Raw genomic sequence first — 24,836 nt, 5'->3', positions numbered from 1 at the left:
GTTAACTCCTTTATTCGTCACCTTGAATGTAATATCCGACACCTCTTCTTGTCATCAGGTATTCAGGATGGGATGGATCTGCTTCGATCTTCTCCCTGAGGCGTCTTACAGTTACATCGACTGTCCGTACATCCCCAAAATAATCATAGCCCCATACCGTCTCAAGCAGATGTTCCCGTGTCATGACCTGCGAGAGGTGCTGTGCCAGATAGTTGAACAGTTCGAATTCCCGGTGGGTAAGTTCAATATCCTTGCCGTGCTTCTTTATGGCATAGGAGTCCGGAAGGATCGTGATATCCTTTATCTGGATGTTGTTGTTTTCCGGTTCCTTGTCCTTTACTCCCGTATCGCTCTTCCTTCTCAAGTTCGCTTTCACCCGGGCGATCAGCTCACGTGTCGAAAACGGCTTCGTCACATAGTCATCGGCTCCGAGTTCCAGACCGAGCACCTTATCTATTTCGGAATCTTTGGCTGTCAGCATGATGATCGGCATATCGTGCGTCTTGCGGACTTCCCGGCATACTTCCATGCCATCCATGCCCGGCAGCATGATGTCGAGCAATACAATATCCGGCACGACTTCAAGTATCATTTCCAGTGCATCGATTCCATCGTAGGCACAATGCACTTCATATCCTTCCTTCTCGAGGTTGAACTCCAGTATATCCGCGATGGGTCTCTCGTCATCCACTACGACAATCTTCTTCGGCATTTCATTCCCTCACTTTCCTTAGGTGCCTATTTCCATACTCATATCCATTATAAATGTATCACTTTTCCATCCTTATTTCCATTCCACCATAACAAAAAAGCCACCAGCATAGTATGCTGACAGCTCCTGAAGTACGGTCCCGACGGGAATCGAACCCGCGATCTCCTGCGTGACAGGCAGGCATGTTAACCGCTACACCACGGGACCATGGTGATGATATTAGAAAGTGACCCGTACGGGATTCGAACCCGTGTTACCGCCGTGAAAGGGCGGTGTCTTAACCACTTGACCAACGGGCCGCATTGGATGGTGACTCTGAACACAAAGGTTATTATAGCATGATATAAATTTCATTTTCAACTGTATTTTAAGTTTTAAAGAAAATAAATGGTCTTCTTGCTTTCATCTTTTCAAAGCAACTGAATTTTTAGTTTTAAGCACAAGTTAATCAAATGCTTAATTTCTTGTTAACCTCCATAAATAGCCATGGATTTGAGATGCTGTAAATCATAGTAAAAAACTATATTTTATCGTTGACATGAAATAATTTATCGGATATGATAATCCTCATAATTAATTATTTTCAAAAAATTCTATCTATTATAGAAGGATTCTATAAGCAAACTAAAGGTTTTCTATAAGAGAAGAAAATACTGTCAATGAAATTTTCGACAGAATTTTTTGAAAAAATTCTTAATATAACAAGGGGGTTAATAAAAGTATGACAGAATCAGAGCTCACTTATGAAAGTTTTACAAATGATCCTTTTCAAGATTTAATTCCTGCAGACCAGACCAAAGGCGCATCACAGATTTTAGAATGGGCATATGGAAACTTTGGTGACTCTATTATTTATTCCTGCAGCTTTGGGGCCGAAAGCATGGTACTCATCAATTTGATATCCAAAGTGAAAAAAGATGCTCAAATCGTGTTTTTGGATACCGGGATCCACTTCCAGGAAACTTATGACCTGATTGACAGAGTTAAGGAAAGATACCCTGAACTGTCCATCAAACTAAAGAAACCCGATCTTACACTTGAAGAGCAGACAGAAAAACATGGCGAATCACTCTGGAAAAGCAATCCGAACCAATGCTGCTTCATCCGTAAAATAAAGCCGCTTGAAGATGTCCTGTCCGGTGCATCAGCATGGATTTCCGGTTTGAGGAGGGAACAGTCGCCAAGTCGCCAAAATACCGATTTTGTCAATAAGGATGAACGCTTCAAGTCGATTAAAGTATGCCCTCTCATCCATTGGACATGGGATGATGTCTGGGATTACATCCAGAAGTACGACCTGCCTTACAATGAACTTCACGATTTTCAATATCCAAGTATTGGATGCATACCGTGTACCTCCCAAGTCTCATCTTCAGGTGACTCACGTGATGGCAGATGGGCCGGCTCCAGTAAAACTGAATGTGGACTGCATACCGCAAGTGACCATTCCAAATAGGAATCAACCAGCTTGAAAAAGCATATTTTTTTGCAGTTAAAACATAGTTTTATGGTAGGGATAATATGTATATGTCCTCCATATTAATTAAAAAGACAGATAGGATGAGGTGATTTTCCTTGCATCTAACCGTAACCAATAGCCCGTTTAATGAAGAACAGACTGAAAAGATCAACCAGATACTTCCTACACTGACAACAGAACAAAAAATCTGGTTCAGTGGATACCTCACTGCAAACCAGCAGGCTGGAATTAAAGAAAATGTTGATGCACCGTCCCAGGAAGTAGCAGAGTATCTGCTGAATACGAACAGCCCCTCTAAAACCCGGGAAATAACCATACTGTTTGGTTCTGAAACAGGTAATGCACAAAGTTTGGCGGAATCATTGGAAACCAGACTAAAAGAGAAAGAGTTTACCGTAAAACTTTCCTCCCTTGAAAATTTCAAACCAAAAGATTTAAAGAAAGTGGAGGATCTGTTCATAATTTCTGCTACACATGGTGAAGGTGATCCACCTGAAAATGCCGTTTCCTTCCATGAATTCCTCCACAGCAGAAAAGCGCCAAAGTTAACGGACTTGAGGTTTTCAGTCCTTTCACTCGGAGATGCGTCCTATGAGTTCTTCTGCCAGACCGGAAAAGATTTTGATAAACGTCTTGAAGAACTTGGCGGAGAAAGAATTGCTGAAAGAATCGATTGTGATTTAGATTTCGATGAACCTGCTGAAGAATGGATGGGAAATGTACTGCTTAAACTGACGAATTCGTCAAATAATGATTCGACTGTTTCAATTCCAGAAATAGATGCGCCGGACTCTGAAGCAAGTCCTGTATATTCCAGAACAAACCCATATATGGCTGAAATTCTGGAAAATTTGAATTTGAACGGACGTGGATCCAACAAAGAAACCAGACATATTGAGTTATCACTCGAAGACTTCAATATACCGTTTGAGCCCGGTGACTGTCTGGGTGTGTATCCTAAAAATGACACAGCACTAGTGGATATGGTAATAGAAAAGCTTGGTTGGTCTCCAGATGAAACGGTTTCTGTCAATACACAGGGAAAGACCCTTTCCATCAGGGAAGCCTTTACCACCCATTTTGAAATTACCAGATTGACGAAGCCTCTTTTAACCAAAGCTGCTGATATTTTCCGAAATCAGGCACTGACGACAATGGTTGAAAATGAAGCACTACTGAAAACATATTTGGAAGGAAGGGATCTTCTTGACCTCATCAGTGATTTCCCTCCCCAAGACCTTGTTCCAGACAGTCTGGTTAAAATTCTCAGAAAGATTACTGCGCGCGAATATTCAATTTCAAGCAGTTACAAAGCCAACCCTGAGGAGGTCCACTTGACTGTAGGAGCTGTACGGTATCAGACACATGGACGCAATCGTTCAGGAGTATGTTCCGTACAGTTTGCAGAAAGATTGGAACCCGGAGATACCGTGCCGGTCTATCTCCACCACAATCCAAACTTTAACTTTCCTTTTGATGGGGAAACACCAGTCATTATGGTTGGCCCCGGTACAGGTGTCGCTCCTTTCAGATCGTATCTTGAAGAAAAAGAAGAATTGGAAGTGGGCGGGAAAACATGGCTATTTTTTGGAGAGCAGCACTTCACTACCGATTTCCTTTACCAGACCGAATGGCAAAAGTGGCTGAAAGAGGGAATTTTGAGCCGTATGGATCTTGCTTTTTCGCGTGATACTGGCGAGAAGATATATGTTCAGCAACGTATTCTTGAAAACAGTAAAGACTTTTATCAATGGTTAAAAGATGGTGCCTCTCTCTTTGTTTGCGGAGACGAAAAAAAGATGGCTAAAGATGTTCATGAAGCAATAATCGCTGTCCTTGAGAAAGAAGGCAACATGAGCCGTGACGAGTCAGAAATATATTTGAACCAGATGAAAAAAGATAAAAGATACCAACGGGATGTTTATTAGAAAGGGGCTTTAGAATGACTGAAGATAAAAGTTCAACGCTTATAGAAAAATTAGATGAAATGGAACGCATTAAAATAGAAAGTAATTATCTCCGTGGAACGATTACAGAAGAGTTAGAGAATCAAATAACCGGTTCAATTTCAAAAGATGATACAAAATTACTTAAATTTCACGGCAGCTATCAGCAGGATGACAGGGATATTCGCGATGAACGTCGAAGACAGAAGCTGGAACCTGCATATAGCTTTATGATCAGAGTACGTGTGCCCGGTGGGACATCCACTCCTGAACAATGGTTGGCAATGGATGATATCTCCAATGAATATGCAAATGGGACATTAAAACTGACAACAAGGCAGGCATTTCAGTTCCATGGAATATTGAAAAGGAATCTGAAGCAGTCAATGAAGAACATAAATGATTCCCTGATGGACTCTCTTGCTGCCTGCGGGGATGTAAACCGTAATGTAATGTGTAATCCAAATCCATACCAGTCGGAAGTCCACCATGAAGTAAATGAGTTGGCCGGCGAAATAAGCAATCATCTCTCGCCAAAAACCGGTGCCTATCATGAAATATGGCTTGATGAGGAAAAAATTGTAGACACCCACAATGATGAGGAAGAGGTTGAACCAATTTACGGGAAAACATACCTTCCACGCAAGTTTAAAATTGGTATTGCTGTCCCCCCATCAAATGATATCGATGTATATTCCCAGGACTTGGGATTTATCGCCATCATAGAAGATGAAAAATTAACAGGGTTCAATATCACCATTGGCGGTGGTATGGGGATGACTCACGGTGATACCGCTACATACCCTCAACTCGGAAGAACGATAGGATTTTGTTCAAAAGATAGAGTGAAAGAAGTTGCAGAAAAAATCGTCACGATTCAAAGAGATTTTGGCAATCGTACCGAAAGGAAAAATGCAAGGTTCAAATATACTGTGGACGCAAAAGGTGTGAATTGGATAAAAAATGAATTGAACGGCAGGCTTGGATGGGAACTTGAAGAAAATCGCCCCTTCAAATTTGAAAATAATGGAGATAGATATGGCTGGACCAAGGGTAACGGAAAATGGCATTTCACCCTCTTTATCCAAAATGGTCGTGTCAAAGATACAGAAGATTACAAGTTAAAAACTGCATTGAGAGAAATTGCAGAGATTCACACAGGAGATTTCCGTCTGACGCCGAATCAGAACTTGATCATTGCAAATATTACAGATCATAAGAAGAAACAGATCTCAGGGATCATTTCAAAATATGGTGTAACTGAAGGAGAAAGCTACTCAGGGTTAAGAAGAAATTCTATGGCGTGTGTCGCTTTCCCGACATGCGGGCTGGCAATGGCGGAATCAGAACGCTATCTGCCTACACTGATCAACAAGATAGAAGAGATTTTGGATGAAGCAGGCCTGAATGAAGAAGAGATTGTAATCCGCATGTCCGGATGTCCAAATGGATGTTCCAGACCAGCCCTTGCAGAAATTGCTTTTATAGGAAAAGGCCCGGAGAAATACAATATGTATCTTGGCGGGGGATTTGCAGGAAATCGTCTGAATAAGTTATACAAAGAGAACATTGGTGAAAAAGAAATTCTGAACAGCCTGCGTCCGATAATTCTGAAGTACGGTAGAGAAAGAATGGACGGAGAACATTTTGGAGATTTCGTCATACGTGCCGGCATCATTGAGGAAGTACATTCCGGCCAGGATTTCCACAGTTAATATATTAAAAATGAGGTGATTTCATGGGAAAAGTATATTTGGTCGGAGCCGGACCAGGAGACCCGGATCTGATTACAGTAAAAGGCCTGAAGGCAATCCAGCAATCAGATTTCATTCTATATGACCGTCTGGTGAATAAAAAATTGCTGAATCATGCCCCGGAGACTGCGAAACTTGTTTATTGCGGAAAAAGTCCCAATCACCATTTCATGAAACAGGAGGAGATCAATAATCTCCTCGTTTCCCTTGCGTCCAAGGGAGGCACAGTGACCAGGTTAAAAGGCGGCGATCCATTGATTTTCGGCAGAGGCGGTGAAGAAGCAGAGGCGCTTGCAGAGAGCGGTGTGCAATTTGAAATAGTGCCAGGAATCACATCAGGAGCAGCGGCACCCGCATATGCTGGAATTCCAGTGACACATCGTGACTTCAGCTCTTCTGTCGCTTTTGTCTCAGGGATGGTTAAAAAAAACGTCGATGTGGATGAATATTGGAAACATCTCGCTTTAGGACCAGAAACACTCTGCATTTATATGGGTGTTAAAAACCTTCCGGATATATGCAGACTGCTTGTGAAACATGGTCGACCGTCGGAGACACCGGCAGCCCTGATTCACTCCGGAACAACCGAAGCACAGGAGACAGTTACAGGAACACTCGAAAATATAGTGGAAAAATCATACGAAATTAAGAATCCGGCAATGATTGTCGTTGGTGAAGTAGTGAATCTCAGAGATAAGATCAGCTGGTATGAAGAATCTGCTAACCGGGAAGCATTATCCCAACTGGCTGTTTACGGATGACGGAGGGATTTGAGTGAGAGGTATTTTATATGTCAGTCACGGAAGCAGAATTTATGAAGCGCGAAAAGAAGCAGAATCATTCATCCATTCCGTCAGAGCGCAGATTGATGTTGAACTTCAGGAAATATGTTTTTTGGAGCTGGCAAAGCCCGATTTACAGCAGGGCGTGAAAACACTCGTTGATCAGGGGGCAACGGAGATTTCAGTTATTCCTGTGCTGCTTCTGAGCGCCGGACATTATTTCAGAGATATACCGGAAGAAATGAATACTATAAATGAAAAGTATCCCCATATAAAGTTTCTATATGGCAAACCACTTGGTGTGCAGTCCCGTCTGACGAACATCTTGAAAGAAAGGATACAAGAGACGGGTATCCGGGCAAATAAAGACGCCAAAATACTCGTGGTCGGCAGGGGCAGTTATAATCCCCAGACTGAAATTGACATTTCTTCGATTGGCAGGGAGCTCAAGGAATCTACAGGATTCGATTATGTTGATGTATGCTACCTGGCGGCGTGCAGACCTTCATTTGAAGATGCGCTGCAACAGTCGCTTGAAGCAGAACATTCACAAGTTTTTATCGTCCCATATTTATGGTTCACCGGAGTGCTTGAAAAATACATTGAAGAGAAGATACAAAATCATAGTACAAATAAACAAGTAGTGCTCTGTCATCATCTGGGAAACCATCCTGCTATGCAAGAAGCACTCAAAGAACGGGTTTATGAAACATTTAAATATCCACTTCAGCTATATATCAGCTGATTAAAAGTATTTCATGTAAAGGATGGTTTCAAATGTCTTTTGTGCCATTAATGATAGATGTTACAGACAGGCAGATTGTTATTGTCGGAGGTGGAAAAATTGCAGAACGCAGAGTCTATGCTCTCATAGACAAGGGGGCCGTCCTGAAGATCATCAGTCCGACACTCTCAGATTCACTTCTCTCCTTATGGAATGAGGGACGGATAGCCTGGGAAAAAAGACCATTTGAAGAAGATGATATCAATCATGCTTCTCTCATCATCGCCGCAACAAATGATCGTAAAGTCAATGATTCCATCAAGACTATTGCCCCGAAGGACTCTCTATTGAATATGACCGGTGAAGCTCGGCAAGGGAATGTCATATTTCCCAGCACGATGAACCGGGGCAGACTGACGATTAGCGTTTCTACAGGCGGAGCCAGTCCGATGCTCGCATCGAAGATTTTAAAGAACCTTGAATCAGAATATGACAATCGATATGAAAGCTATATTGATTTTTTGCATGAATGCAGAAAACTATTGAAAAGATCAAACATCGGGCAAGATGAAAAAAATAAAATGCTGAAAAACATACTAGACGAAAAATATATGGATACTGAAAAACAGTTGGAAACCGTCGAATGGTTAAAAGAAGAATATGAATAAATGGAAGGGAGCAACGTCATGCAAAAACTCATTTTATTTGCATTGATTGGATTTTTTGCCCAATTGATTGACGGATCGCTTGGTATGGGGTTTGGAGCGTCCTCTTCATCATTGCTATTGGCAATAGGCATTGCTCCTGCAATTTCTTCTGCCACAATTCATATTTCACAGATCGCTACTACCGCAGCTTCAGGTGTTTCACACTGGAAATTCGGTAATGTCGATACAGGATTGATATTGCGGCTGGCAATTCCGGGCGCTGTTACCGCATTTTTGGGTGCAGCTCTTGTGAGTAATTTAAACAGTGATTTTATAAGGCCTTTCATAGCAATATTCCTGCTTGCAATGGGAGTATATATTCTATATCAATTTTTATTCAAAGAACAGCTTCATATCAGTTTTAATAAGAGAAAACCGTCCAGTTTCTTTCTTATACCAGTAGGTGCAGTTGCAGGATTTCTTGATTCGATTGGAGGCGGGGGATGGGGGCCGGTAAATACTCCCCTCCTATTATCAAGAAAATCAATTGAACCGCGGAAGGTTATAGGTACGGTATCGACAAGTGAATTTATAGTCACAGTCTCTGTCTCCATCAGTTTCTTTATTTTTCTTGGTCTGGGTCAGATCAGCTGGCAACTTGTCGTTGCACTTGGTTTGGGCGGCGTCGTTGCTGCACCTTTTGCCGCATGGCTTGTAAAGGTGTTGCCCATCCATCTTCTGGCAGTCTTTGTTGGAGGGTTAATCATTTTCACCAATGGCAGCATATTACTCGGAACCTTTGTCCAAAATGAATTCTACGTAAATTCTGCGAAATTGATGATTTTAATGTTGTGGATTTCAATGATTATTTTTGCATTATCCCGCAATAGAAAATTTTTAACAGAAAGAAAACATAAGGAAACGAATGAAGTTAATCAGGTTCATCAATAATAGGAGGTTTTTCAAATGACAGTAACAAAAGAGATTCATGAAAAAATCATCGCACCGCATGGCGGGATACTCGTCAACAGAGAAATCGAAGACGAGCGGAGAAAAGAATTGATAGAAGAGACGGAAGCAATGAAATCCATAGTCTTGAACCCATGGAGCATATCTGATCTGGAATTGATTGCAATCGGAGGCTTCAGCCCGCTTACTGGTTTCATGGGAGAAGAAGACTATAAAAGTGTTGTCGAAGACTTAAGACTTTCAGATGGACTTGTCTGGAGTATTCCAATAACACTTTCTGTTGCTGAAGAAGAGGCCAGTCAGCTCGAAATCGGTTCAAATATCGCATTATATGGGGAAGACAACCGTTTATATGGTGTACTTGAACTTGAAGAGAAATTCACGTATGACAAAGAAAAGGAAGCACATCTGGTATACGGTACAACAGACGTCGACCACCCCGGTGTCAAGAGAGTTTACGAAAAGGGTAAAGTGAATCTGTCTGGTCCCATTCACCTGATAAATCGGCCGGCTCATGATGAGTTTGAAGATTTCCACCTTGACCCTTCAGAAACAAGGATAATGTTCCAAGAATTGGGATGGAAAACAGTCGTAGGTTTCCAGACACGAAATCCCGTACACCGTGCCCATGAATACATTCAAAAAGCAGCACTGGAATCAGTAGATGGGCTTCTTCTGAACCCACTGGTGGGGGAGACAAAGGCAGATGATATTCCAGCTGATGTCCGGATGGAAAGCTACCAGACCATACTTAAATATTATTATCCAAAAGACCGCACGAGACTGGTCATCTATCCAGCAGCTATGCGCTATGCAGGTCCACGGGAAGCCATACTTCATGCGACAGTCCGGAAAAACTATGGCTGCACCCATTTCATAGTGGGAAGGGATCATGCCGGAGTTGGAGATTACTATGGGACATATGAAGCGCAGGAACTCATCTCCAAATATGAAGAGGAGCTCGGCATACAGATTTTTAAATTTGAACACTCTTTTTATTGCACATCATGTGAGAATATGGCGACAGCCAAAACATGCCCGCATGACAAATCGTCACACGTTCACTTAAGCGGCACTAAAGTCCGGGAAAAACTCCGTAATGGAGAACAATTGCCAAAAGAATTCTCTCGCTCGGAAGTAGCAAACGTACTGATAAAGGGACTTCAGGAGAAATAAATATTTTAAGGAGTGTTAAGATGAGCAGATCCACCAACCTGATATGGCATGACTCAGAGGTATCCAAAGAACAGAGGCAGTTAAGAAACAATCATCAAAGTGTTGTAATCTGGTTTACAGGTCTCTCTGGATCAGGAAAATCTACAATTTCTGTAGCTCTTGAAAAAATACTGCATGAAATGCATATTCAATCCTATCGACTCGATGGAGATAATGTCCGTCATGGTCTGAATAGTAATCTTGGATTCAGCCCCGAAGACCGAAAAGAGAACATTCGTCGTATAGGAGAAGTCGGGAAACTGATGATCGATGCCGGACTGATTACATTAACAGCCTTTATCTCACCATATCAAGAAGACCGTGACTATGTAAGAAGCATACTTGAAGAGAAAGAGTTTATAGAAGTGCATATAAAATGCAGTTTAAAAGAATGTGAAGCGCGTGACCCTAAAGGGCTCTACCAAAAAGCACGTGCAGGTGAAATTAAAGAATTTACAGGAATCAATGCACCGTATGAAGAACCGACAGAACCGGAAATAGTGATAAATACCGAAGAACAATCCCTGGAAGAATCTGTCGATATCATCCTTTCTTATTTAAGGGAGAATAGCTATATTTAAATTAACGCATGCTCTTATCTTATAAGAAAATACTTGTAGTAATATCTGGTCATTTCAAAGTAAACTCCCATTTAAATAAAAAGAAGGCAAACACCAAGTGGACTGAACCCCGTCAAGTAGACAGTGAAAAAAAGAAATGGTTATGGTTGGCACAGCTCAGATGAGCTGTGCCATTTTTAATGTGATGCGTTCGGTGTTGAAGAATGCGATGAAGCGGTCGATATCGCGCTTCAGTGCTTCGAACGTCTGATACTATCGCAGATGATACATTTCACATTTGATGATGCTCCAGACCCCCTCCATCGGTCCATTGTCGATGCATCGGCCGACCCGGGACATGCTGGAGACGAAACCCCGGTCCTTAAGCATCTTCTGGAATGTACGGCTGGTGTACTGGAATCCCCGGTCGCTGTGGAGCAGGATATTCCGGGCGTCTGTCGTCTGCGCAGCCTGATGGAAGGTATCGAATACCAGCGGGTTATTATTGGCATGTCCCACCACATGGCTGATGATGCGGCCACTGCCGAGGTCATAGATTGCACTCAGATATGCCTTCTGTCCATTGGTCAGCCTGAACTCCGTCACATCCGTCACCCATTTCTGGTTCGGGCCTGCGGCGTCGAACTGCCGGTTCAGAATATTCTCGGCCGTCATCTGCGGGGTGGACCGGACATACCGTTTCGGCTTCCTTCGGATGACGGCCTTCCATCTCATCTGATCCATCAGCCGGTAGACCCGCTTATGATTCACCCGGAGCTTCCGGATCAGGCGCAGGTAGATGTAGACTCGGCGGTAGCCGTAGGTCCGGTTGCTTCTGGTGAAGATCTGTTCGATTTCATGTTTGAGCTGCTTGTCATCCCTTTCATACTGCGGTGTCCTGCGGCGGATCCATTTATAGTAGCTGGACCGGGAAATCTCCAGCACCCGGCACAGCCAGGAAACGGGAAACCGATGCTTCAATGCCTCTATCGTCTGGTACGCCACTTTTTGTCTGAGTCTTGTCGCATCAGCTTCTCTTCGATCTGTTTCTGCTTTTTTAGCACTTCATTCTCCATTTCGAGCCACTTGTTGCGGGCCTCCAGTGCTTCGATTCTGGCTGCCTGGGCGTCTGATTCCGACAGGGCAGCCGTGGGCTTTCCGCGCCCACGGCCATCCACGAGTCCGGCATTGCCGTGCGTTTTGTACTTCTGCACCCAGCCATATACCTGGGCATATTTTACGTTGTACCGGGCGGTGGTCTCCTTATAGTTCAGTCCATTTTCCAGGCATGCGTTGACAATCTCCACGCGTTCTTCATAAGTGGTTTTTCTTGTCTTCATTGTGTACACCTCAGGTCTTGGCGTGTAATCCGCCAGTGGTTTACCTGCAGTATACCGCATTATCCAGCCTCTGACCGTCTCATGGGCGGGGATATTATACTCTGCGGCCGACGCGCGGGGCGAATACCCTTCGCTTTCATGCATCCGCACGATCTCTCGTTTAAAACACTCGGAATATCGTCTGTTTGACTGCTTAGGCAGCAGCGCTTCCAGACCGTGCTGCTGATACCCTTGATAATATAGATTGAGTGTGATCGAATTCATATCGAGGTGGAGTGTGTCCACCACGGATTCGAATGATGCACCGGAATCATACAGTCTAAATGCTTCAAGCAGTTTTTCTATGGACACTTTTCTTTTTTTGGGCATAAGAAAACCCCCTTCAAAGTTTTCACTTTTTCAAGTGTCTACTTTGAAGGGAGCATACCAAAGTTTCATTTGGGTTTGCCTTCTTTATTATTTAAGTCCAGAAATTCTTAAGCAGATTAGTCTGATTGCGGTCCGGCCCTACTGAGAAGATGGAAACACTGACACCTGTCAGACGTTCGATCTCTTCAAGGTAGTTTCTTGCATTGTCCGGAAGATCTTCCATGCGTTTCACACCGGTAATGTCTTCCTGCCACCCGGGCATTTCCTTGAAAATCGGCTTGGCACGCTCAAGCGCATCCAATGTTGCCGGATATTCCGTGATTTCTTTCCCGTCTATTTCGTATGCTGTACAGATCTTGACCGTATCGAGTCCACTCAGTACGTCGATGGAATTGAGTGACAGGTCGGTGATGCCGCTTACGCGTCTTGAGTGGCGGACGACAACGCTGTCGAACCAGCCCACACGGCGTGCACGGCCGGTCGTCGTTCCGTATTCACGGCCGACTTCCCTGATATGATCGCCGCTTTCGTCGAACAGTTCTGTCGGGAATGGACCATCACCGACTCTTGAAGTATAGGCCTTGCATACGCCGACGATGCTGTTGACGAATGTCGGACCGACGCCGCAGCCGACTGTGACATTGCCGGCAACCGGGTTGCTGGATGTGACGAACGGATATGTACCGTGATCGATATCGAGCATGACCCCTTGGGCCCCTTCAAAAAGGACCTTCTGATTGGCCTGAAATGCATCATCAAGCACTTTTGCCGTGTCCGTCACGTAAGGTGCCAGACGCTCGGCCGCTTTCTGGTAGGGTTCAAAGATTTCATCGAAAGTGAACCCTTCACGGCCATACAGTGCTTTGAACATATGGTTCTTGATCTCGAGGTTCTCTTCAAGCCTTTTTCTGAACACCGTTTCATCTATCAGGTCTGCCATACGGATCCCGATTCGCTGCACCTTGTCCACGTAGCACGGGCCGATGCCGCGCTTCGTCGTGCCGATCTTGTTGTCTCCACGGGCTTCCTCTTCCAGCTCATCCTGCAGGAGGTGGTAGGGGAGGATGACCTGCGCACGGTTCGAAATCCTCAGATTGTCGACAGATATGCCGCGCTCGATCAGTCCATCAAGTTCCTTGATGATGGACAACGGGTCGATGACGACACCATTGCCGATCAGTGAAATTTTATCATCATAGAATATACCTGAAGGTACGAGATGCAGCTTATATGTTTCTCCACCGAACTGGATGGTATGGCCTGCATTGTTTCCTCCGGAGAAGCGCGCGATGATATCCGCGTCTTCTGACAGGAAGTCTGTAATCTTACCTTTTCCTTCGTCGCCCCATTGCGTTCCGACTACTACTGTTCCAGACATATGTTTGCCCCCAATTTTTTCATTGAAATACCGTAATCATTCTATCAATAAGAACAAAGGAATGCAATAAAAATACGAACGTTTTTATAATGGTCATATAAAAACATTCGTAAATTTAGTTGGGTGGGATATACCCATCGTCATAACCCCTGTTATCCTGATCGAAGAAACTGCTGTAGGATTTGTTGAATATCAGTTTTACAGTTCCCGTTGGACCATTCCTGTGCTTCGCCAGGATAATCTCTATCTCATCCTGCTCCCTCTGGGCGCCTTCTGCGTCCTCTTCGCCATCTCCCCGGACATAGTAGTCCTCGCGGTAGAGGAAGGCGACGATATCGGCATCCTGCTCAATCGATCCAGATTCCCGCAGGTCACTCATCATCGGACGCTTGTCCTGGCGTGTTTCCACACTTCTTGAAAGCTGGCTCAGGGCGATGACCGGACATTCCATCTCGCGTGCCAATGCCTTGAGCATACGGGAGATTTCGGAAACTTCCTGCTGACGGTTGTCACTTCTCTTATTGCTCGACCCCTGGATCAGCTGGAGATAGTCGATGATCACCATATCAAGCCCATGCTCCTGTTTCAGACGCATGCACTTGGAGCGGATATCGTTGACCCGGATGCCCGGCGCATCATCGATGAATATCTTCGATTCAGCGAGACTGCCGATGGCGGTCGTAAAGTTGTCCCAGTCATCATGATTGAGATTCCCTTGACGCAGTTTCGTCGCGTCGATCATTCCCTGGCTTGAGATCATACGGGACACCAGCTGGTCGGCCCCCATCTCCAGCGAGAAGATCGCTACAGTATGCTTTTCAGCAGAGGTGCCGACATGTCCTGCAATGTTCAGGGCAAAGGCCGTCTTACCCATGGAAGGGCGGGCAGCCAGTATGATGAGGTCATTCCGGTTGAAGCCCGATGTCATGAAATCAAGATCGCGGTAGCCTGTCGGGATTCCGGTCGTCGTATCCGTCTGACCGGCTCGTGCCTCGACCTGCTCGTACACTTCATGGACAACGGATTTCATCGATTTGAAGCCTTCGTTGCGCCGGTTTTCGGAGATGGACATGATTCTTGATTCGGCTTCCGTCAAGAGATCCTCAATATCCGCCTCCTCGGAAAACCCTTCATTCGCAATCTCTTCAGCCGTCTGGATCAGCTTCCGTTTGAGGGCATACCTCGCTACGATATCCACATAGAAACCGACGTTGCGGCTTGTCGGCACGACGTTGGAAAGTTCCGCAAGATATCTCGGCCCACCGACGGAATTGAGCACTTCCATGCTCTTCAGCTGATTGATCAGCGTAACCACATCAATATTCTGATGGTTCTCACTCAAGATTCCCATTGCCCGGTAGATGTGCTGATGCTCTGAACGATAGAAATCTTCCGGCTCCAGCGTTTCTGCTGTGGAAATGAAAATTTCGGGATTGATCAGAATGGCACCAAGGACAGACTGCTCCGCTTCCATATTATGCGGCATCTGTTGATGTATATCCAAAATCAATCCCTCCCTGGATTTCTATTGCTCAACAACATGCACCTTGATTTCTGCATGGACTTCCGGATGAATTTTCACATTCATCTTATGGTATCCAAGGCTCTTCAATGGCTGGGACATGTCGATCTTTCTTTTGTCGAGCTTGATGCCATGCTGCTTATCATAGGCTTCCACGACCTGCTTTGAACTGATGGAGCCGAACAGGCGGCCGTCCTCACCGGACTTCGTCTTGATTTCAACTTCCTTCTGTTCCAGTTCCTCTTTGAGCGCCTTTGCCTCTTCCAGCTCCTGCTGGGCCTTTTCCGCTTCTCTGTCCTGCTGTTCTTTCAGTTTCTTCAGGTTTGCCGGCGTCGCTTCCTCAGCCAGTCCTTTCTTGAGCAGGAAGTTCTGTGCATATCCTGTAGCGACTTCTTTCACTTCGCCTTTTTTGCCTTTGTTCTTGACGTCATTCAGAAAAATCACTTTCATTCCGCTTCACTCCTGTTATAAAGTATTTCATCTATCACTTCGACGAGCTCATCGTAGAGTTCGTCCATTGTCTTGTCGGTTACACGCGTCGCTGCATTCGACAGGTGGCCGCCCCCGCCGAGGGCTTCCATCACAAGCTGTACATTCATCTCGCCGAATGAGCGCGCGGAGATCCCTATGGATTCATCTTCCCTTGTAGCCATTACGAAGGAGGCCTGGACACCCTCAATCTGCAGCAGCTGGTCGGCTGCCTGGGCGACGGTGACTGGATGATATGTCATGGACTGGTCTGCTTTCACGATGGCAATTCCATTGTCCATGATTTCAGCCGATTTGATCAGGTCGCTCCTCGCAATGTACGTATCGATATCATCCTTCAGGAATGTCTGCGCGAGGACCGGATCCGCCCCGTTGCTTCTCAGGAAGCTTGCGGCATCGAATGTCCGCGATCCAGTACGGAGCGTATAGTTCCGAGTATCCACTATGATTCCTGTAAGCATGATCGTCGCTTCCAGACGGGAGAGCTTCTTCTCCTTGTTCTGATATTCAAGCAGTTCCGCCACAAGTTCACTTGCACTGGAGGCATACGGCTCCATATAGACGAGCAGGGGATTGGAGATGAAGTCATCGGAGCGTCTATGGTGGTCGATGATGACTTTCCGCGTCGCCTTGTTCAGGATCACTTCATCGAGCACCATGCTCGGGCGGTGGGTGTCCACGACGACGACTGTGGTCCTTGGATTCATCTTCTCCCAGGCTTCTTCCGAAGTTACGAACATCTCCATCAGATCTTCGCGTTCCTGCAGTTCCTTCATCATACGCTGCAGCGTTTCATCTATATCTTCGTCATTCAGCACGATATGCGCCTCGATGCCGTTCATTGAAGCAATCTTGGCGACACCGATGGCCGAGCCCAGCGAATCCATATCCGGATGCTTATGTCCCATGATGAGCACATTATCCCCTTCGAGAAGGATGTCCCTGAGGGCATGCGAGATGACACGTGCCTTCACGCGCGTCCGCTTTTCCATCGGGTCCGTCTTTCCGCCGTAGAATCTGGCATTGCCGTTCATCGCTTTGATGGCCACCTGGTCACCACCGCGCCCAAGGGCAAGGTCAAGACTCGACTGTGCCAGTTCCCCGACTTCTATATAGTCATCCGAGCCTTCTCCGACACCAATGCTCAATGTAATTTGGGCGCCGAGTTCCTGTGAGCGGTCCCGTACTTCATCCAGCAGATTGAAGCGTGTCGACTCGATGTCCTTCAGGCTCCTTGAATTCAGCAGGATGATGAAACGGTCCTGTGAGAACCGGCGTATATAGATATGATGCCGGTTGGCCCATTCATTGATCGTGTTCGTAATGCTGTTGTTGAGTTCACTCTTAAGTGCTTCACTCATGTTCTGCGTCACTTCGTCATAGTTGTCGAGGAACAGGATGCCGAGGACGGGCTGCTTGTCTTCAAGTTCCTTCTCACGGTTCCGCTGGTTTGTGATGTCTATCAGATGAAGTGCCTGGTGCTTTTCGTCCCAATAGATTTTATAATATTTATCATTATATGTCGATTCCGTCGTACTGATGTTATTCGCCTTCAGTGTCGTCATGATGTTCGGGAAAAGCCGGTTGATTGGCGCGTTCATGTTGTCTTTTGAGATTTCCTTGCACATATAGTCGTTCATCCACTCGATTTCATCATCATCGTTCAGTATGATAAGCCCCATCGGCAATTCATCAATGGCATACTGCTTGCTTCCGGCAATATCCACCACCATCTGGCGGAACCGGTTTTCATTGATCGCAAAAGAGCGGTAGAGGTACATGAATAGAAGTGTCATGAGAATGGTACTTACGATCAGAAAGAGCAAGCCAATTCTGAAATGGTTCGTCAGCACAAATATATTCATTACTAGAATATGAAATGCTGTGATGGCGAAAGGTATGAAGACCATTTTCTTGTCCAGCACATTATACATCCTCGTCACTTCCTTTTCGTCTGTAGTAGAGTCCTTAGCCTGAAGATCATTTCAAATATGCCGATCAACAGGGTGAGCGGCCTCAGAATCGCCAATGGAACCAGCAGCAGTATGGAAAGCACCATATTCAGGTTCCTTTCCCTGAAGAAGAAATAGCTGAAGCTGAGACCATGGAGGAAGAGGGCCCATTCAAGCACAACCAGCAGATTGCCCATTGTAGATTGGGCGGTTGTTCCCTCGGTTGTAAAAAATGATACTATAAACACGATCAAAAATAAATATAGGATGAAGCGTGGAAAGGCCCAGTCCTTGAATGACCGGTAGTCCCACAGCCTTATTGACGAGGATTTGAACAGCACCCGCTGCATCAGTACAGTATAGAGGGCAAGCATGAACGAAATCACCGTGACATAGGCAGGCAGGTTGATGAATATCTGATCCATGGAAGCGCGCATGATATCGGCATCAAATGTGGATGATGCGAGCGTGCCGTACATCTCTATCTGTTCCATGTACCAGTTGCGGAAATCCAGATAGATGTTCGAGAGGGGCTGGATGAAGCCGAGCCCCTGCAGCAGGTTCAATCCGCCAATGATGCCGAGCATCAGTGTAAACGTCACATAGAAGAGCGTAAGCTCCTGGGACACCTCTTTTTTTAGTGTCCGGTGAACTACTGTAGCCACTATATATAATACCACAAACCATAGCCATGCATCCGGTGACAGAAGCAGGACTGCAGGTATGAGGAAACTGATGAATGTCAGCCAGAAATGATAGTTCGACCGATGTTTCAGGTCAACAAGGAAATACACGGCGAACGGCAGCAGGACCGCGCCGAAAAGAAGGCTGATGTCGGCAAGTGTGATGAAGAGAAACACCACAAGCAGTACGAGCATCAGTTGAAGCATTGATACTTTTTTATCCAATTTTTCACTCCTCCAACCATAAAATAAAGCTCCTAAACGAATAGGAGCATCCAGTACTGTTTATTATAACGCTTCAAGCTTTTCCTGACCACTCATATACGGTCTGAGCACTTCGGGGATGGTCACTGAGCCGTCCGCATTCTGATAGTTTTCAAGGAGTGCAGCCATCGTCCGGCCGACTGCAAGCCCACTGCCATTCAGCGTGTGCAGAAGCTCCGGCTTTGCACCTTTTTCCCGCTTGAATTTAATATTTCCGCGCCGGGCCTGGAAATCGGTCATGTTGGAGACGGAGCTGATTTCCTTGTAGTCGTTGTAGCTTGGCAGCCATACTTCCACATCATATGTCTTGGAAGAGCCAAAGCCGATGTCTCCTGTACACAGCAGCACAGTGCGGTGCGGTATCTCGAGCAGGTTCAATATGTTTTCAGCATGGGTGGTCATCTCTTCGAGGGCGCCCCAGGAATCTTCCGGGCGCTCCACACGGACCATTTCCACCTTGTTGAACTGGTGGAGGCGGATGAGGCCGCGTGTATCCCTTCCGGCAGAACCGGCTTCACTTCTGAAGCAGGCTGTCTGTGCAGTGAACTTCACCGGCAGTTGGGCATCCTCCAGCGTCTCGTCCTTATAGAAGTTCGTCAGGGTGACTTCGGAAGTCGGAATCGTGTACATCTCCATGCCATCGATCTTGAAGAGGTCCTCCTCGAACTTCGGCAGCTGTCCCGTTGAATACATTGCTTCGGCACGGACAATCTGAGGCGTCATCATTTCCCTGTAACCATTTTTGTTGTGCACATCGAGCATGAAGTTCATCAGGGCACGCTCCAGGCGGGCACCATCACCGGTATGGTAGACGAACCGTGCACCGGACACTTTCGCTGCCCGTTCGAAATCGGCGAGTTCCAAATCCTCAAGGATATCCCAATGGGCCTTCGGTTCAAAATCGAACTGGCGCGGGCCCCCTGTCCTGCGTATTTCAACATTCTCCGTATCGTCCGCACCTTCAGGCACATCATCATGTATCAGGTTCGGCACACGGCTCATCCTGTCTTCGAAATCCGTTTTGATGTCATTGAGCCGGGCATCGATATCCTTGATGTCTTCCCCGACCTGGCGCATGGCCTGGATGGCGTCGTCTGCATCTTCCTTGTTGCGCTTCTTCTGGGCGATTTCCTCGGAGACCTTATTGCGCTTGCTCTTCAGTTCCTCGGTCTCCTTGATGAGTTTTCTCCGGGACTCATCAAGTTCCAGTATTTCATCTATGACTGCAGGATCCACCCCGCGCTTCTGCGTCTTTTCCTTCACCTTTTCCACTTCATTGCGAATCAGTCTGATATCCAGCATAAGCCTAACCTCCATGTTTATAGAAATAAAAGATACCACGCCCCCGGAAAGGGACGTGGTATACGCGTTGCCACCCTAATTTGATGCATAAAGCATCATCTCATCAATTTAACGGTACGGGGTACCGGCCACTCTTATGGAAGGATGGAAATTCATATTCCCCTGTGGCCATTTTCACCATCCATGGCCTCTCTGCAGACAAGTGGAACACTACTGTTTCCTTCAAGCGGCTGATATTCAGCTTGCTACCATTCTATTATGAATATCCTGAAAATGCAAGGCACTGCCTACAGGGTAAGGCCTGGACGCTCATATACGACTTTGCCTTCAGCAATGACCGTATGCGCATGGTTGACGCCGTAGTGATAGGGGATATATTCATGATTGGGTGCATCCCAAAGCACTATATCCCCAGGGTCTCCCGCTTCCAGCGTGCCCGAATCCGCACCGATTGCGTGGGCCGCATTCACCGTTACGGCGTTCCAGATCTCATTCGGCGTCATCTTCAGCTTCAGGCTCGCAATCGCCATGATCATCTGGAGATTGTCCGTCACACAGCTGCCGGGGTTGTAGTCGGTCGCAAGGCTCACAGCGCCACCCTGTTCAATCATGCCACGGGCATCGGCGTACTGATCCTTCCCAAGATAGAAGGTCGTGCCCGGCAGCAGTACCGCAACCGTCCCACTGTCCTGAAGCATCTTTTTGCCTGCATCACTTGCGGCGACGAGGTGGTCGGCACTGATGGCACCCTGTTCAATGGCCAATTCCAGACCGCCGAGCGGATCGATTTCATCCGCATGGATTTTGACCTTCATCCCTTTCTCATTTGCAGCCTTCATATATCTTCTCGACTGTTCGATCGTGAAGACGCCCGTTTCACAGAAGATGTCCGCAAAATCGGCATAGTCCTTCGCCTCATCCAGCAGTCCGATCATCTCATCCAGGAAAGCCTCACCATCAGCGCCTTTCGGGATGGCGTGCGGACCAAGGAAGGTATGCCGCATCGTAATGGGGAATTTCTCGGATATTTCCCGGGAAACTTCGAGCTGCTTCAGCTCATTTTCACGATCCAGTCCGTAGCCGCTCTTGCTTTCGATGGTGAGCACACCATGCTGGATCATGCGGGTGATGTTCTTGGATGCCTTATCCAGCAGTTCCTGGTGTGTGGCTTTCCTCGTCTGCTCAACTGTATTCAGTATGCCGCCGCCCTGATCAAGGATCTTCAGATAGTCGACCCCCTGACGTTTGAGCGCCATTTCATGCTCTCGCGAGCCCCCATGTACCACATGCGTATGCGGATCGACGAGGGCAGGGGAGGCGATCATGCCGCCGGCATCGATGATCTCCGATGCTTCATAGTCATCGTTCTCCTCACCTCTGTAGACGACCCTGCCATCCTTGAGGACGATCATCGCCTGATCGATGATTTCGAGTGCATCCATCTCTATGCCTTTGAGTGGCCCGTCACTTTTCTTCGGCAGAATGAGTGACTTGATGTTTCTGATGATGATATCGTTCATTACTGATTCTCCTTTAGCATTGGAATATTGACGCCTTTCTCTTTTGCAGTATCGACCGCAATGTCGTATCCTGCATCGGCATGCCTGGCAACTCCCATGCCCGGGTCGCTCGTCAGCACACGTTCAAGGCGGCGCTGTGCATTTTCGGTACCATCCGCAACGACCACCATGCCTGCATGCAGGGAATAGCCCATGCCGACACCGCCACCGTGGTGGACGCTGATCCAGGAGCCGCCGGCTGCCGTATTGACGAGTGCATTCAGTATCGCCCAGTCACCGACTGCGTCACTGCCGTCCTTCATGCTTTCCGTCTCCCGATTCGGGCTGGCGACTGATCCACTGTCGAGATGATCACGCCCGATGACGACCGGTGCGGAGATTTCGCCATTCGCAACCATTTCATTCAGGGCGAGTCCCATCTTGGCACGTTCACCATAGCCGAGCCACGCGATCCGCGCCGGCAGCCCCTGGAAGGCGATTCTCTCCTCAGCCATATCCAGCCAGCGGAGCAGCTTTTCATTCTCCGGGAACAGCTCGCGCATCTTCCGGTCCGCGGCTTCGATATCCTTTGGATCTCCGCTCAGGGCCACGAAACGGAAAGGGCCCTTGCCTTCACAGAAGAGCGGACGGATATAGGCAGGAACGAATCCCGGAAAAGCGAAGGCATCCTCCGCACCCTCGTCAAAGGCGACCTGCCGGATGTTGTTGCCGTAGTCGAAGACGATCGAGCCGTTCTTTTGGAACTCAAGCATCGCCTCCACGTGATTCGCCATGGAACGGGAGGAGAGTCTCACATACTCCTTCGGATCCCGCTCCCGCAGCTTCGCCGCTTCTTCCAGGCTGTACCCTTCAGGGATGTAGCCGTTCAGTGGGTCGTGGGCGGACGTCTGGTCGGTCACCACATCTATTTTGAAGTTGCGCTGCAGTATTTCATGGTGGATCTCAGCAGCATTTCCAAGAAGACCGATGGAGAGTGCTTCACCATTGTCCCGCGCTTCCTCAGCCATCCTCAGTGCCACGTCCAGTGAATCCGTCTTCGTATCAAGGTAGCGTGTATCGATACGCTTCTGGATCCTTGTTGGATCGACTTCCACACATATCGCGACCCCTTCATTCATCGTCACGGCAAGCGGCTGGGCGCCCCCCATGCCCCCGAGTCCCGCGGTCAGGGTGATCGTTCCGCGCAGTGTACCGTCGTAGTTCTGGTTCGCAAGCTCGGCAAACGTCTCATATGTCCCCTGCACGATGCCCTGGGAACCGATATAGATCCAGCTGCCGGCCGTCATCTGGCCGTACATCATCAGCCCTTTCTTATCCAGTTCGTTGAAGTGGTCCCAGTTTGCCCATTTCGGCACAAGCACCGAGTTGGACATAAGGACGCGCGGCGCCGCCTCATGCGTTTTGAAGACCGCCACCGGTTTGCCGGACTGGATCAGCATCGTCTCATCCTTCTCGAGGGTACACAGCGTCTCCTCGATGGCTTCAAACGCCTCCCAGTTCCTTGCCGCCTTGCCGATGCCGCCGTAGACGACCAGATCCTCCGGCCGTTCCGCCACTTCAGGATCCAAATTGTTGTACAGCATCCTAAGGGCCGCCTCCTGCTCCCATCCTTTGCATTCCAATTCCAGCCCTTTTTTCGCAACGATTTTCCTAGCAGTGATTTTTCTAGACATATTCTGCCACCCCTTTGATTTGTTTGAGTTCGTCCGATAGTATTTTTATGTCTTTACTGAAATTGCGGTCCTGGCTGATGAAGGCCACGTGACCGCGGTATGTGTCGAATTTCTCCCGTGTCTCCGGCGACAGCTTGTCCTCCCCTTTGATTTCGACAGCTGTCAGTGCGATGAACAGTTCAATCGCCAGCACATTCCTGACATTCTCTATGATGTCCCGTGCGTGACGGGCACCAATCGTCCCCATGGAGACATGGTCCTCCTGATTGGCGGACGACGGTATGGAGTCGACACTCGCCGGGTGGGCGAGTGTCTTGTTTTCGGACACGAGACTCGCTGCTGCATACTGCAGTATCATCGCTCCGGACTGCAGTCCCTCCTGCGGGCTGAGGAATGCAGGAAGGTCTCCATTAAGCGCAGGATTCACAAGCCGTTCGATGCGCCGTTCCGATATGTTCGCCATTTCGCTGACACCGATCTTGAGCAGATCCATCGCAATCGCAATCGGCTGTCCGTGGAAATTGCCTCCTGAAATCACTTCATCCTCCCCGAAAATCAGAGGGTTGTCATTGGCTGCATTCATTTCGATTTCGAGCTTTTCCTTCACATAGGCGAGTGTCTGCAGTGAGGCACCATGGACCTGTGGGATGCACCTGAGGGAATAGGCATCCTGGACCCGGACCTCGCCCTGGCGCGTCGTCAGCTTCGAACCTTCGAGCAGGCCGCGCATCCTTTCGGCTACTTCCACCTGTTCCTTGTACCCCCGCGACAGATGGACCTTTTCATTGAATGCATCCGTAATGCCGTTCAGCGCCTGATGGGTGAGGGCGGCGATCCACATGCTGTCGTCCATGATCTTTTCCGCTTCGATGTAGTTTACCAGCCCCTGGGCCGTCATCGGCTGGGTGCCATTGATTAGTGCCAGTCCCTCCTTAGCCTCCAGCCTCAGCGGTCGGATGTTCAGTGCATCAAGCACTTCCTCCGATGCCCGCAGGCGGCCTTCATAAAATACTTCCCCTTCACCGATGAGTGCGATTGCCAGATGGGCGAGTGGGGCGAGGTCCCCGGAAGCACCGAGTGATCCCTGTTCCGGCACTTTCGGAATGATCCGCCGGTTGATGAACGTCTTCAACTGGTCGACCAGTGCGACTGTGACGCCGGAGTGGCCTTTCAGCAGGGTGTTCAGTCTCAGCACCATCATCGTCAATACCGTCTTTTCCGCAAACGGCCTGCCCACCCCGCACGAGTGGGAGCGAATGAGATTGACCTGCAGTTCGGCCGTCCTGTCCCCGGAAATCCTTACATCACTGAACAGGCCGAATCCGGTTGTGATCCCATATATCGTCTTCTCCTGTTCGATGATGTTTTCCACTGTTCTTCTTGATTCGCGTACATTGTGATAGGCTGCCTCCGAAATTTCGACCGTGCTCCTGTCATCTTCGAGGAATGCCTTCATCCTGTCGATTGTCAGGTTCTCTCCGGTCAGTGTTAGAACTGTCATATTTACGCCTCCTTCAAGCATTAAAAAAAGACACAGCCATCCCTTTGGGATGTT

21 protein-coding genes and 2 tRNA genes are annotated in these 24,836 nt (G+C 47.5%); 9 read left to right on the top strand and 14 right to left on the bottom strand.

The genetic code is table 11. The features are described from left to right. Positions 1–10 precede the first annotated feature (10 nt). The 3 genes from yycF to BO53_RS0106855 all read right to left on the bottom strand — a co-directional run bounded on the left by yycF (position 11) and on the right by BO53_RS0106855 (position 1,011). Positions 11–712 (bottom strand): response regulator YycF, encoded by a 702-nt coding sequence (gene yycF / locus BO53_RS0106865; RefSeq protein ID WP_031546817.1) that lies wholly within the window; start codon positions 710–712, stop codon positions 11–13. 134 nt (positions 713–846) lie between these two features. Further along, positions 847–919: transfer RNA gene (locus BO53_RS0106860), tRNA-Asp, on the bottom strand. Positions 920–939: 20 nt separating this feature from the next. Then, positions 940–1,011 (bottom strand) — tRNA-Glu (locus tag BO53_RS0106855). Positions 1,012–1,433: 422 nt separating this feature from the next. On the opposite strand from BO53_RS0106855, the gene BO53_RS0106850 reads away from it, so the two are divergent. The 9 genes from BO53_RS0106850 to cysC all read left to right on the top strand — a co-directional run bounded on the left by BO53_RS0106850 (position 1,434) and on the right by cysC (position 10,810). Then, positions 1,434–2,168 (top strand): phosphoadenylyl-sulfate reductase, encoded by a 735-nt coding sequence (locus BO53_RS0106850; protein WP_031546815.1) that lies wholly within the window; start codon positions 1,434–1,436, stop codon positions 2,166–2,168. Between the two features lie 119 nt (positions 2,169–2,287). Then, complete coding sequence (locus BO53_RS0106845; protein ID WP_031546813.1) at positions 2,288–4,120, top strand: assimilatory sulfite reductase (NADPH) flavoprotein subunit; 1,833 nt, start codon at positions 2,288–2,290, stop codon at positions 4,118–4,120. Between the two features lie 14 nt (positions 4,121–4,134). After that, positions 4,135–5,853, top strand: coding sequence for an assimilatory sulfite reductase (NADPH) hemoprotein subunit (cysI, locus tag BO53_RS0106840; RefSeq protein WP_031546811.1), 1,719 nt, complete (start codon positions 4,135–4,137; stop codon positions 5,851–5,853). Between the two features lie 23 nt (positions 5,854–5,876). After that, a complete protein-coding gene (cobA, locus tag BO53_RS0106835; RefSeq protein ID WP_031546810.1) occupies positions 5,877–6,653 on the top strand; it encodes a uroporphyrinogen-III C-methyltransferase in 777 nt (258 codons plus the stop codon). A gap of 13 nt (positions 6,654–6,666) precedes the next feature. Further along, complete coding sequence (locus BO53_RS0106830; protein WP_031546808.1) at positions 6,667–7,419, top strand: sirohydrochlorin chelatase; 753 nt, start codon at positions 6,667–6,669, stop codon at positions 7,417–7,419. Positions 7,420–7,451: 32 nt separating this feature from the next. After that, a complete protein-coding gene (locus tag BO53_RS0106825) occupies positions 7,452–8,066 on the top strand; it encodes an NAD(P)-binding protein (protein WP_031546806.1) in 615 nt (204 codons plus the stop codon). Positions 8,067–8,084: 18 nt separating this feature from the next. After that, positions 8,085–8,996, top strand: a complete 912-nt coding sequence (locus BO53_RS0106820; protein ID WP_031546804.1) for a sulfite exporter TauE/SafE family protein — start codon at positions 8,085–8,087, stop codon at positions 8,994–8,996. A gap of 15 nt (positions 8,997–9,011) precedes the next feature. Beyond that, on the top strand, positions 9,012–10,190 hold the full coding sequence (gene sat / locus BO53_RS0106815; protein WP_031546802.1) for a sulfate adenylyltransferase: 1,179 nt from the start codon (positions 9,012–9,014) through the stop codon (positions 10,188–10,190). Between the two features lie 20 nt (positions 10,191–10,210). Continuing rightward, positions 10,211–10,810 carry an adenylyl-sulfate kinase gene (gene cysC, locus BO53_RS0106810; RefSeq protein ID WP_031546800.1) on the top strand — a complete coding sequence of 200 codons (600 nt, stop codon included), beginning with the start codon at positions 10,211–10,213 and terminating at the stop codon, positions 10,808–10,810. A gap of 252 nt (positions 10,811–11,062) precedes the next feature. Here the strand turns inward: cysC and BO53_RS14200 are convergent, their stop codons facing one another. The 11 genes from BO53_RS14200 to hutH all read right to left on the bottom strand — a co-directional run bounded on the left by BO53_RS14200 (position 11,063) and on the right by hutH (position 24,782). After that, positions 11,063–11,770: an IS3 family transposase gene (locus tag BO53_RS14200; RefSeq protein WP_425414483.1), complete on the bottom strand. Its 708-nt coding sequence runs from the start codon at positions 11,768–11,770 to the stop codon at positions 11,063–11,065. Between the two features lie 5 nt (positions 11,771–11,775). Further along, positions 11,776–12,498, bottom strand: coding sequence for a helix-turn-helix domain-containing protein (locus BO53_RS14195; RefSeq protein ID WP_031546799.1), 723 nt, complete (start codon positions 12,496–12,498; stop codon positions 11,776–11,778). 91 nt (positions 12,499–12,589) lie between these two features. Continuing rightward, entirely contained in the window at positions 12,590–13,876 is a 1,287-nt protein-coding gene (locus BO53_RS0106795; protein WP_031546797.1) for an adenylosuccinate synthase, read from the bottom strand. A 115-nt stretch (positions 13,877–13,991) separates the two neighbouring features. Further along, complete coding sequence (gene dnaB / locus BO53_RS0106790; RefSeq protein WP_031546795.1) at positions 13,992–15,362, bottom strand: replicative DNA helicase; 1,371 nt, start codon at positions 15,360–15,362, stop codon at positions 13,992–13,994. A gap of 39 nt (positions 15,363–15,401) precedes the next feature. Continuing rightward, positions 15,402–15,848: a 50S ribosomal protein L9 gene (gene rplI, locus BO53_RS0106785; RefSeq protein ID WP_031546793.1), complete on the bottom strand. Its 447-nt coding sequence runs from the start codon at positions 15,846–15,848 to the stop codon at positions 15,402–15,404. After that, the gene (locus BO53_RS0106780; protein WP_031546791.1) at positions 15,845–17,821 is read right to left on the bottom strand and encodes a DHH family phosphoesterase; all 1,977 of its coding nucleotides are present in this window, start codon (positions 17,819–17,821) and stop codon (positions 15,845–15,847) included. Before BO53_RS0106780 ends, rplI begins: the two co-directional genes overlap by 4 nt. 5 nt (positions 17,822–17,826) lie before the next feature. Then, positions 17,827–18,747: a DUF2232 domain-containing protein gene (locus BO53_RS0106775; protein WP_245608212.1), complete on the bottom strand. Its 921-nt coding sequence runs from the start codon at positions 18,745–18,747 to the stop codon at positions 17,827–17,829. Between the two features lie 63 nt (positions 18,748–18,810). Next, positions 18,811–20,088, bottom strand: a complete 1,278-nt coding sequence (gene serS, locus BO53_RS0106770; protein WP_031546789.1) for a serine--tRNA ligase — start codon at positions 20,086–20,088, stop codon at positions 18,811–18,813. A 287-nt stretch (positions 20,089–20,375) separates the two neighbouring features. Further along, the gene (gene hutI, locus BO53_RS0106765; RefSeq protein WP_031546787.1) at positions 20,376–21,608 is read right to left on the bottom strand and encodes an imidazolonepropionase; all 1,233 of its coding nucleotides are present in this window, start codon (positions 21,606–21,608) and stop codon (positions 20,376–20,378) included. Continuing rightward, positions 21,608–23,281, bottom strand: coding sequence for a urocanate hydratase (hutU, locus tag BO53_RS0106760; RefSeq protein WP_031546785.1), 1,674 nt, complete (start codon positions 23,279–23,281; stop codon positions 21,608–21,610). Before hutU ends, hutI begins: the two co-directional genes overlap by 1 nt. Further along, positions 23,274–24,782 carry a histidine ammonia-lyase gene (hutH, locus tag BO53_RS0106755; RefSeq protein ID WP_031546783.1) on the bottom strand — a complete coding sequence of 503 codons (1,509 nt, stop codon included), beginning with the start codon at positions 24,780–24,782 and terminating at the stop codon, positions 23,274–23,276. Before hutH ends, hutU begins: the two co-directional genes overlap by 8 nt. Positions 24,783–24,836: the final 54 nt, after the last annotated feature.

Origin of the sequence: Salinicoccus luteus DSM 17002 (genome assembly GCF_000712035.1) — a bacterium.
Taxonomy (GTDB): Bacteria; Bacillota; Bacilli; order Staphylococcales; family Salinicoccaceae; genus Salinicoccus; species Salinicoccus luteus.
Note: the sequence above shows the minus strand (reverse complement) of the source record. Positions and strands in the feature narration are given on the sequence as shown.

Coding starts and splice junctions, on each gene's coding strand:
- BO53_RS0106780 (WP_031546791.1), bottom strand. CDS start 17,821: ATGTATAATGTGCTGGACAAGAAAATGGTCTTCATACCTTTCGCCATC.
- cobA (WP_031546810.1), top strand. CDS start 5,877: ATGGGAAAAGTATATTTGGTCGGAGCCGGACCAGGAGACCCGGATCTG.
- dnaB (WP_031546795.1), bottom strand. CDS start 15,362: ATGCCGCATAATATGGAAGCGGAGCAGTCTGTCCTTGGTGCCATTCTG.
- BO53_RS0106795 (WP_031546797.1), bottom strand. CDS start 13,876: ATGTCTGGAACAGTAGTAGTCGGAACGCAATGGGGCGACGAAGGAAAA.
- serS (WP_031546789.1), bottom strand. CDS start 20,088: ATGCTGGATATCAGACTGATTCGCAATGAAGTGGAAAAGGTGAAGGAA.
- BO53_RS0106825 (WP_031546806.1), top strand. CDS start 7,452: ATGTCTTTTGTGCCATTAATGATAGATGTTACAGACAGGCAGATTGTT.
- sat (WP_031546802.1), top strand. CDS start 9,012: ATGACAGTAACAAAAGAGATTCATGAAAAAATCATCGCACCGCATGGC.
- hutH (WP_031546783.1), bottom strand. CDS start 24,782: ATGACAGTTCTAACACTGACCGGAGAGAACCTGACAATCGACAGGATG.
- BO53_RS0106820 (WP_031546804.1), top strand. CDS start 8,085: ATGCAAAAACTCATTTTATTTGCATTGATTGGATTTTTTGCCCAATTG.
- BO53_RS14195 (WP_031546799.1), bottom strand. CDS start 12,498: ATGCCCAAAAAAAGAAAAGTGTCCATAGAAAAACTGCTTGAAGCATTT.
- cysC (WP_031546800.1), top strand. CDS start 10,211: ATGAGCAGATCCACCAACCTGATATGGCATGACTCAGAGGTATCCAAA.
- hutU (WP_031546785.1), bottom strand. CDS start 23,281: ATGTCTAGAAAAATCACTGCTAGGAAAATCGTTGCGAAAAAAGGGCTG.
- yycF (WP_031546817.1), bottom strand. CDS start 712: ATGCCGAAGAAGATTGTCGTAGTGGATGACGAGAGACCCATCGCGGAT.
- cysI (WP_031546811.1), top strand. CDS start 4,135: ATGACTGAAGATAAAAGTTCAACGCTTATAGAAAAATTAGATGAAATG.
- BO53_RS0106850 (WP_031546815.1), top strand. CDS start 1,434: ATGACAGAATCAGAGCTCACTTATGAAAGTTTTACAAATGATCCTTTT.
- rplI (WP_031546793.1), bottom strand. CDS start 15,848: ATGAAAGTGATTTTTCTGAATGACGTCAAGAACAAAGGCAAAAAAGGC.
- hutI (WP_031546787.1), bottom strand. CDS start 21,608: ATGAACGATATCATCATCAGAAACATCAAGTCACTCATTCTGCCGAAG.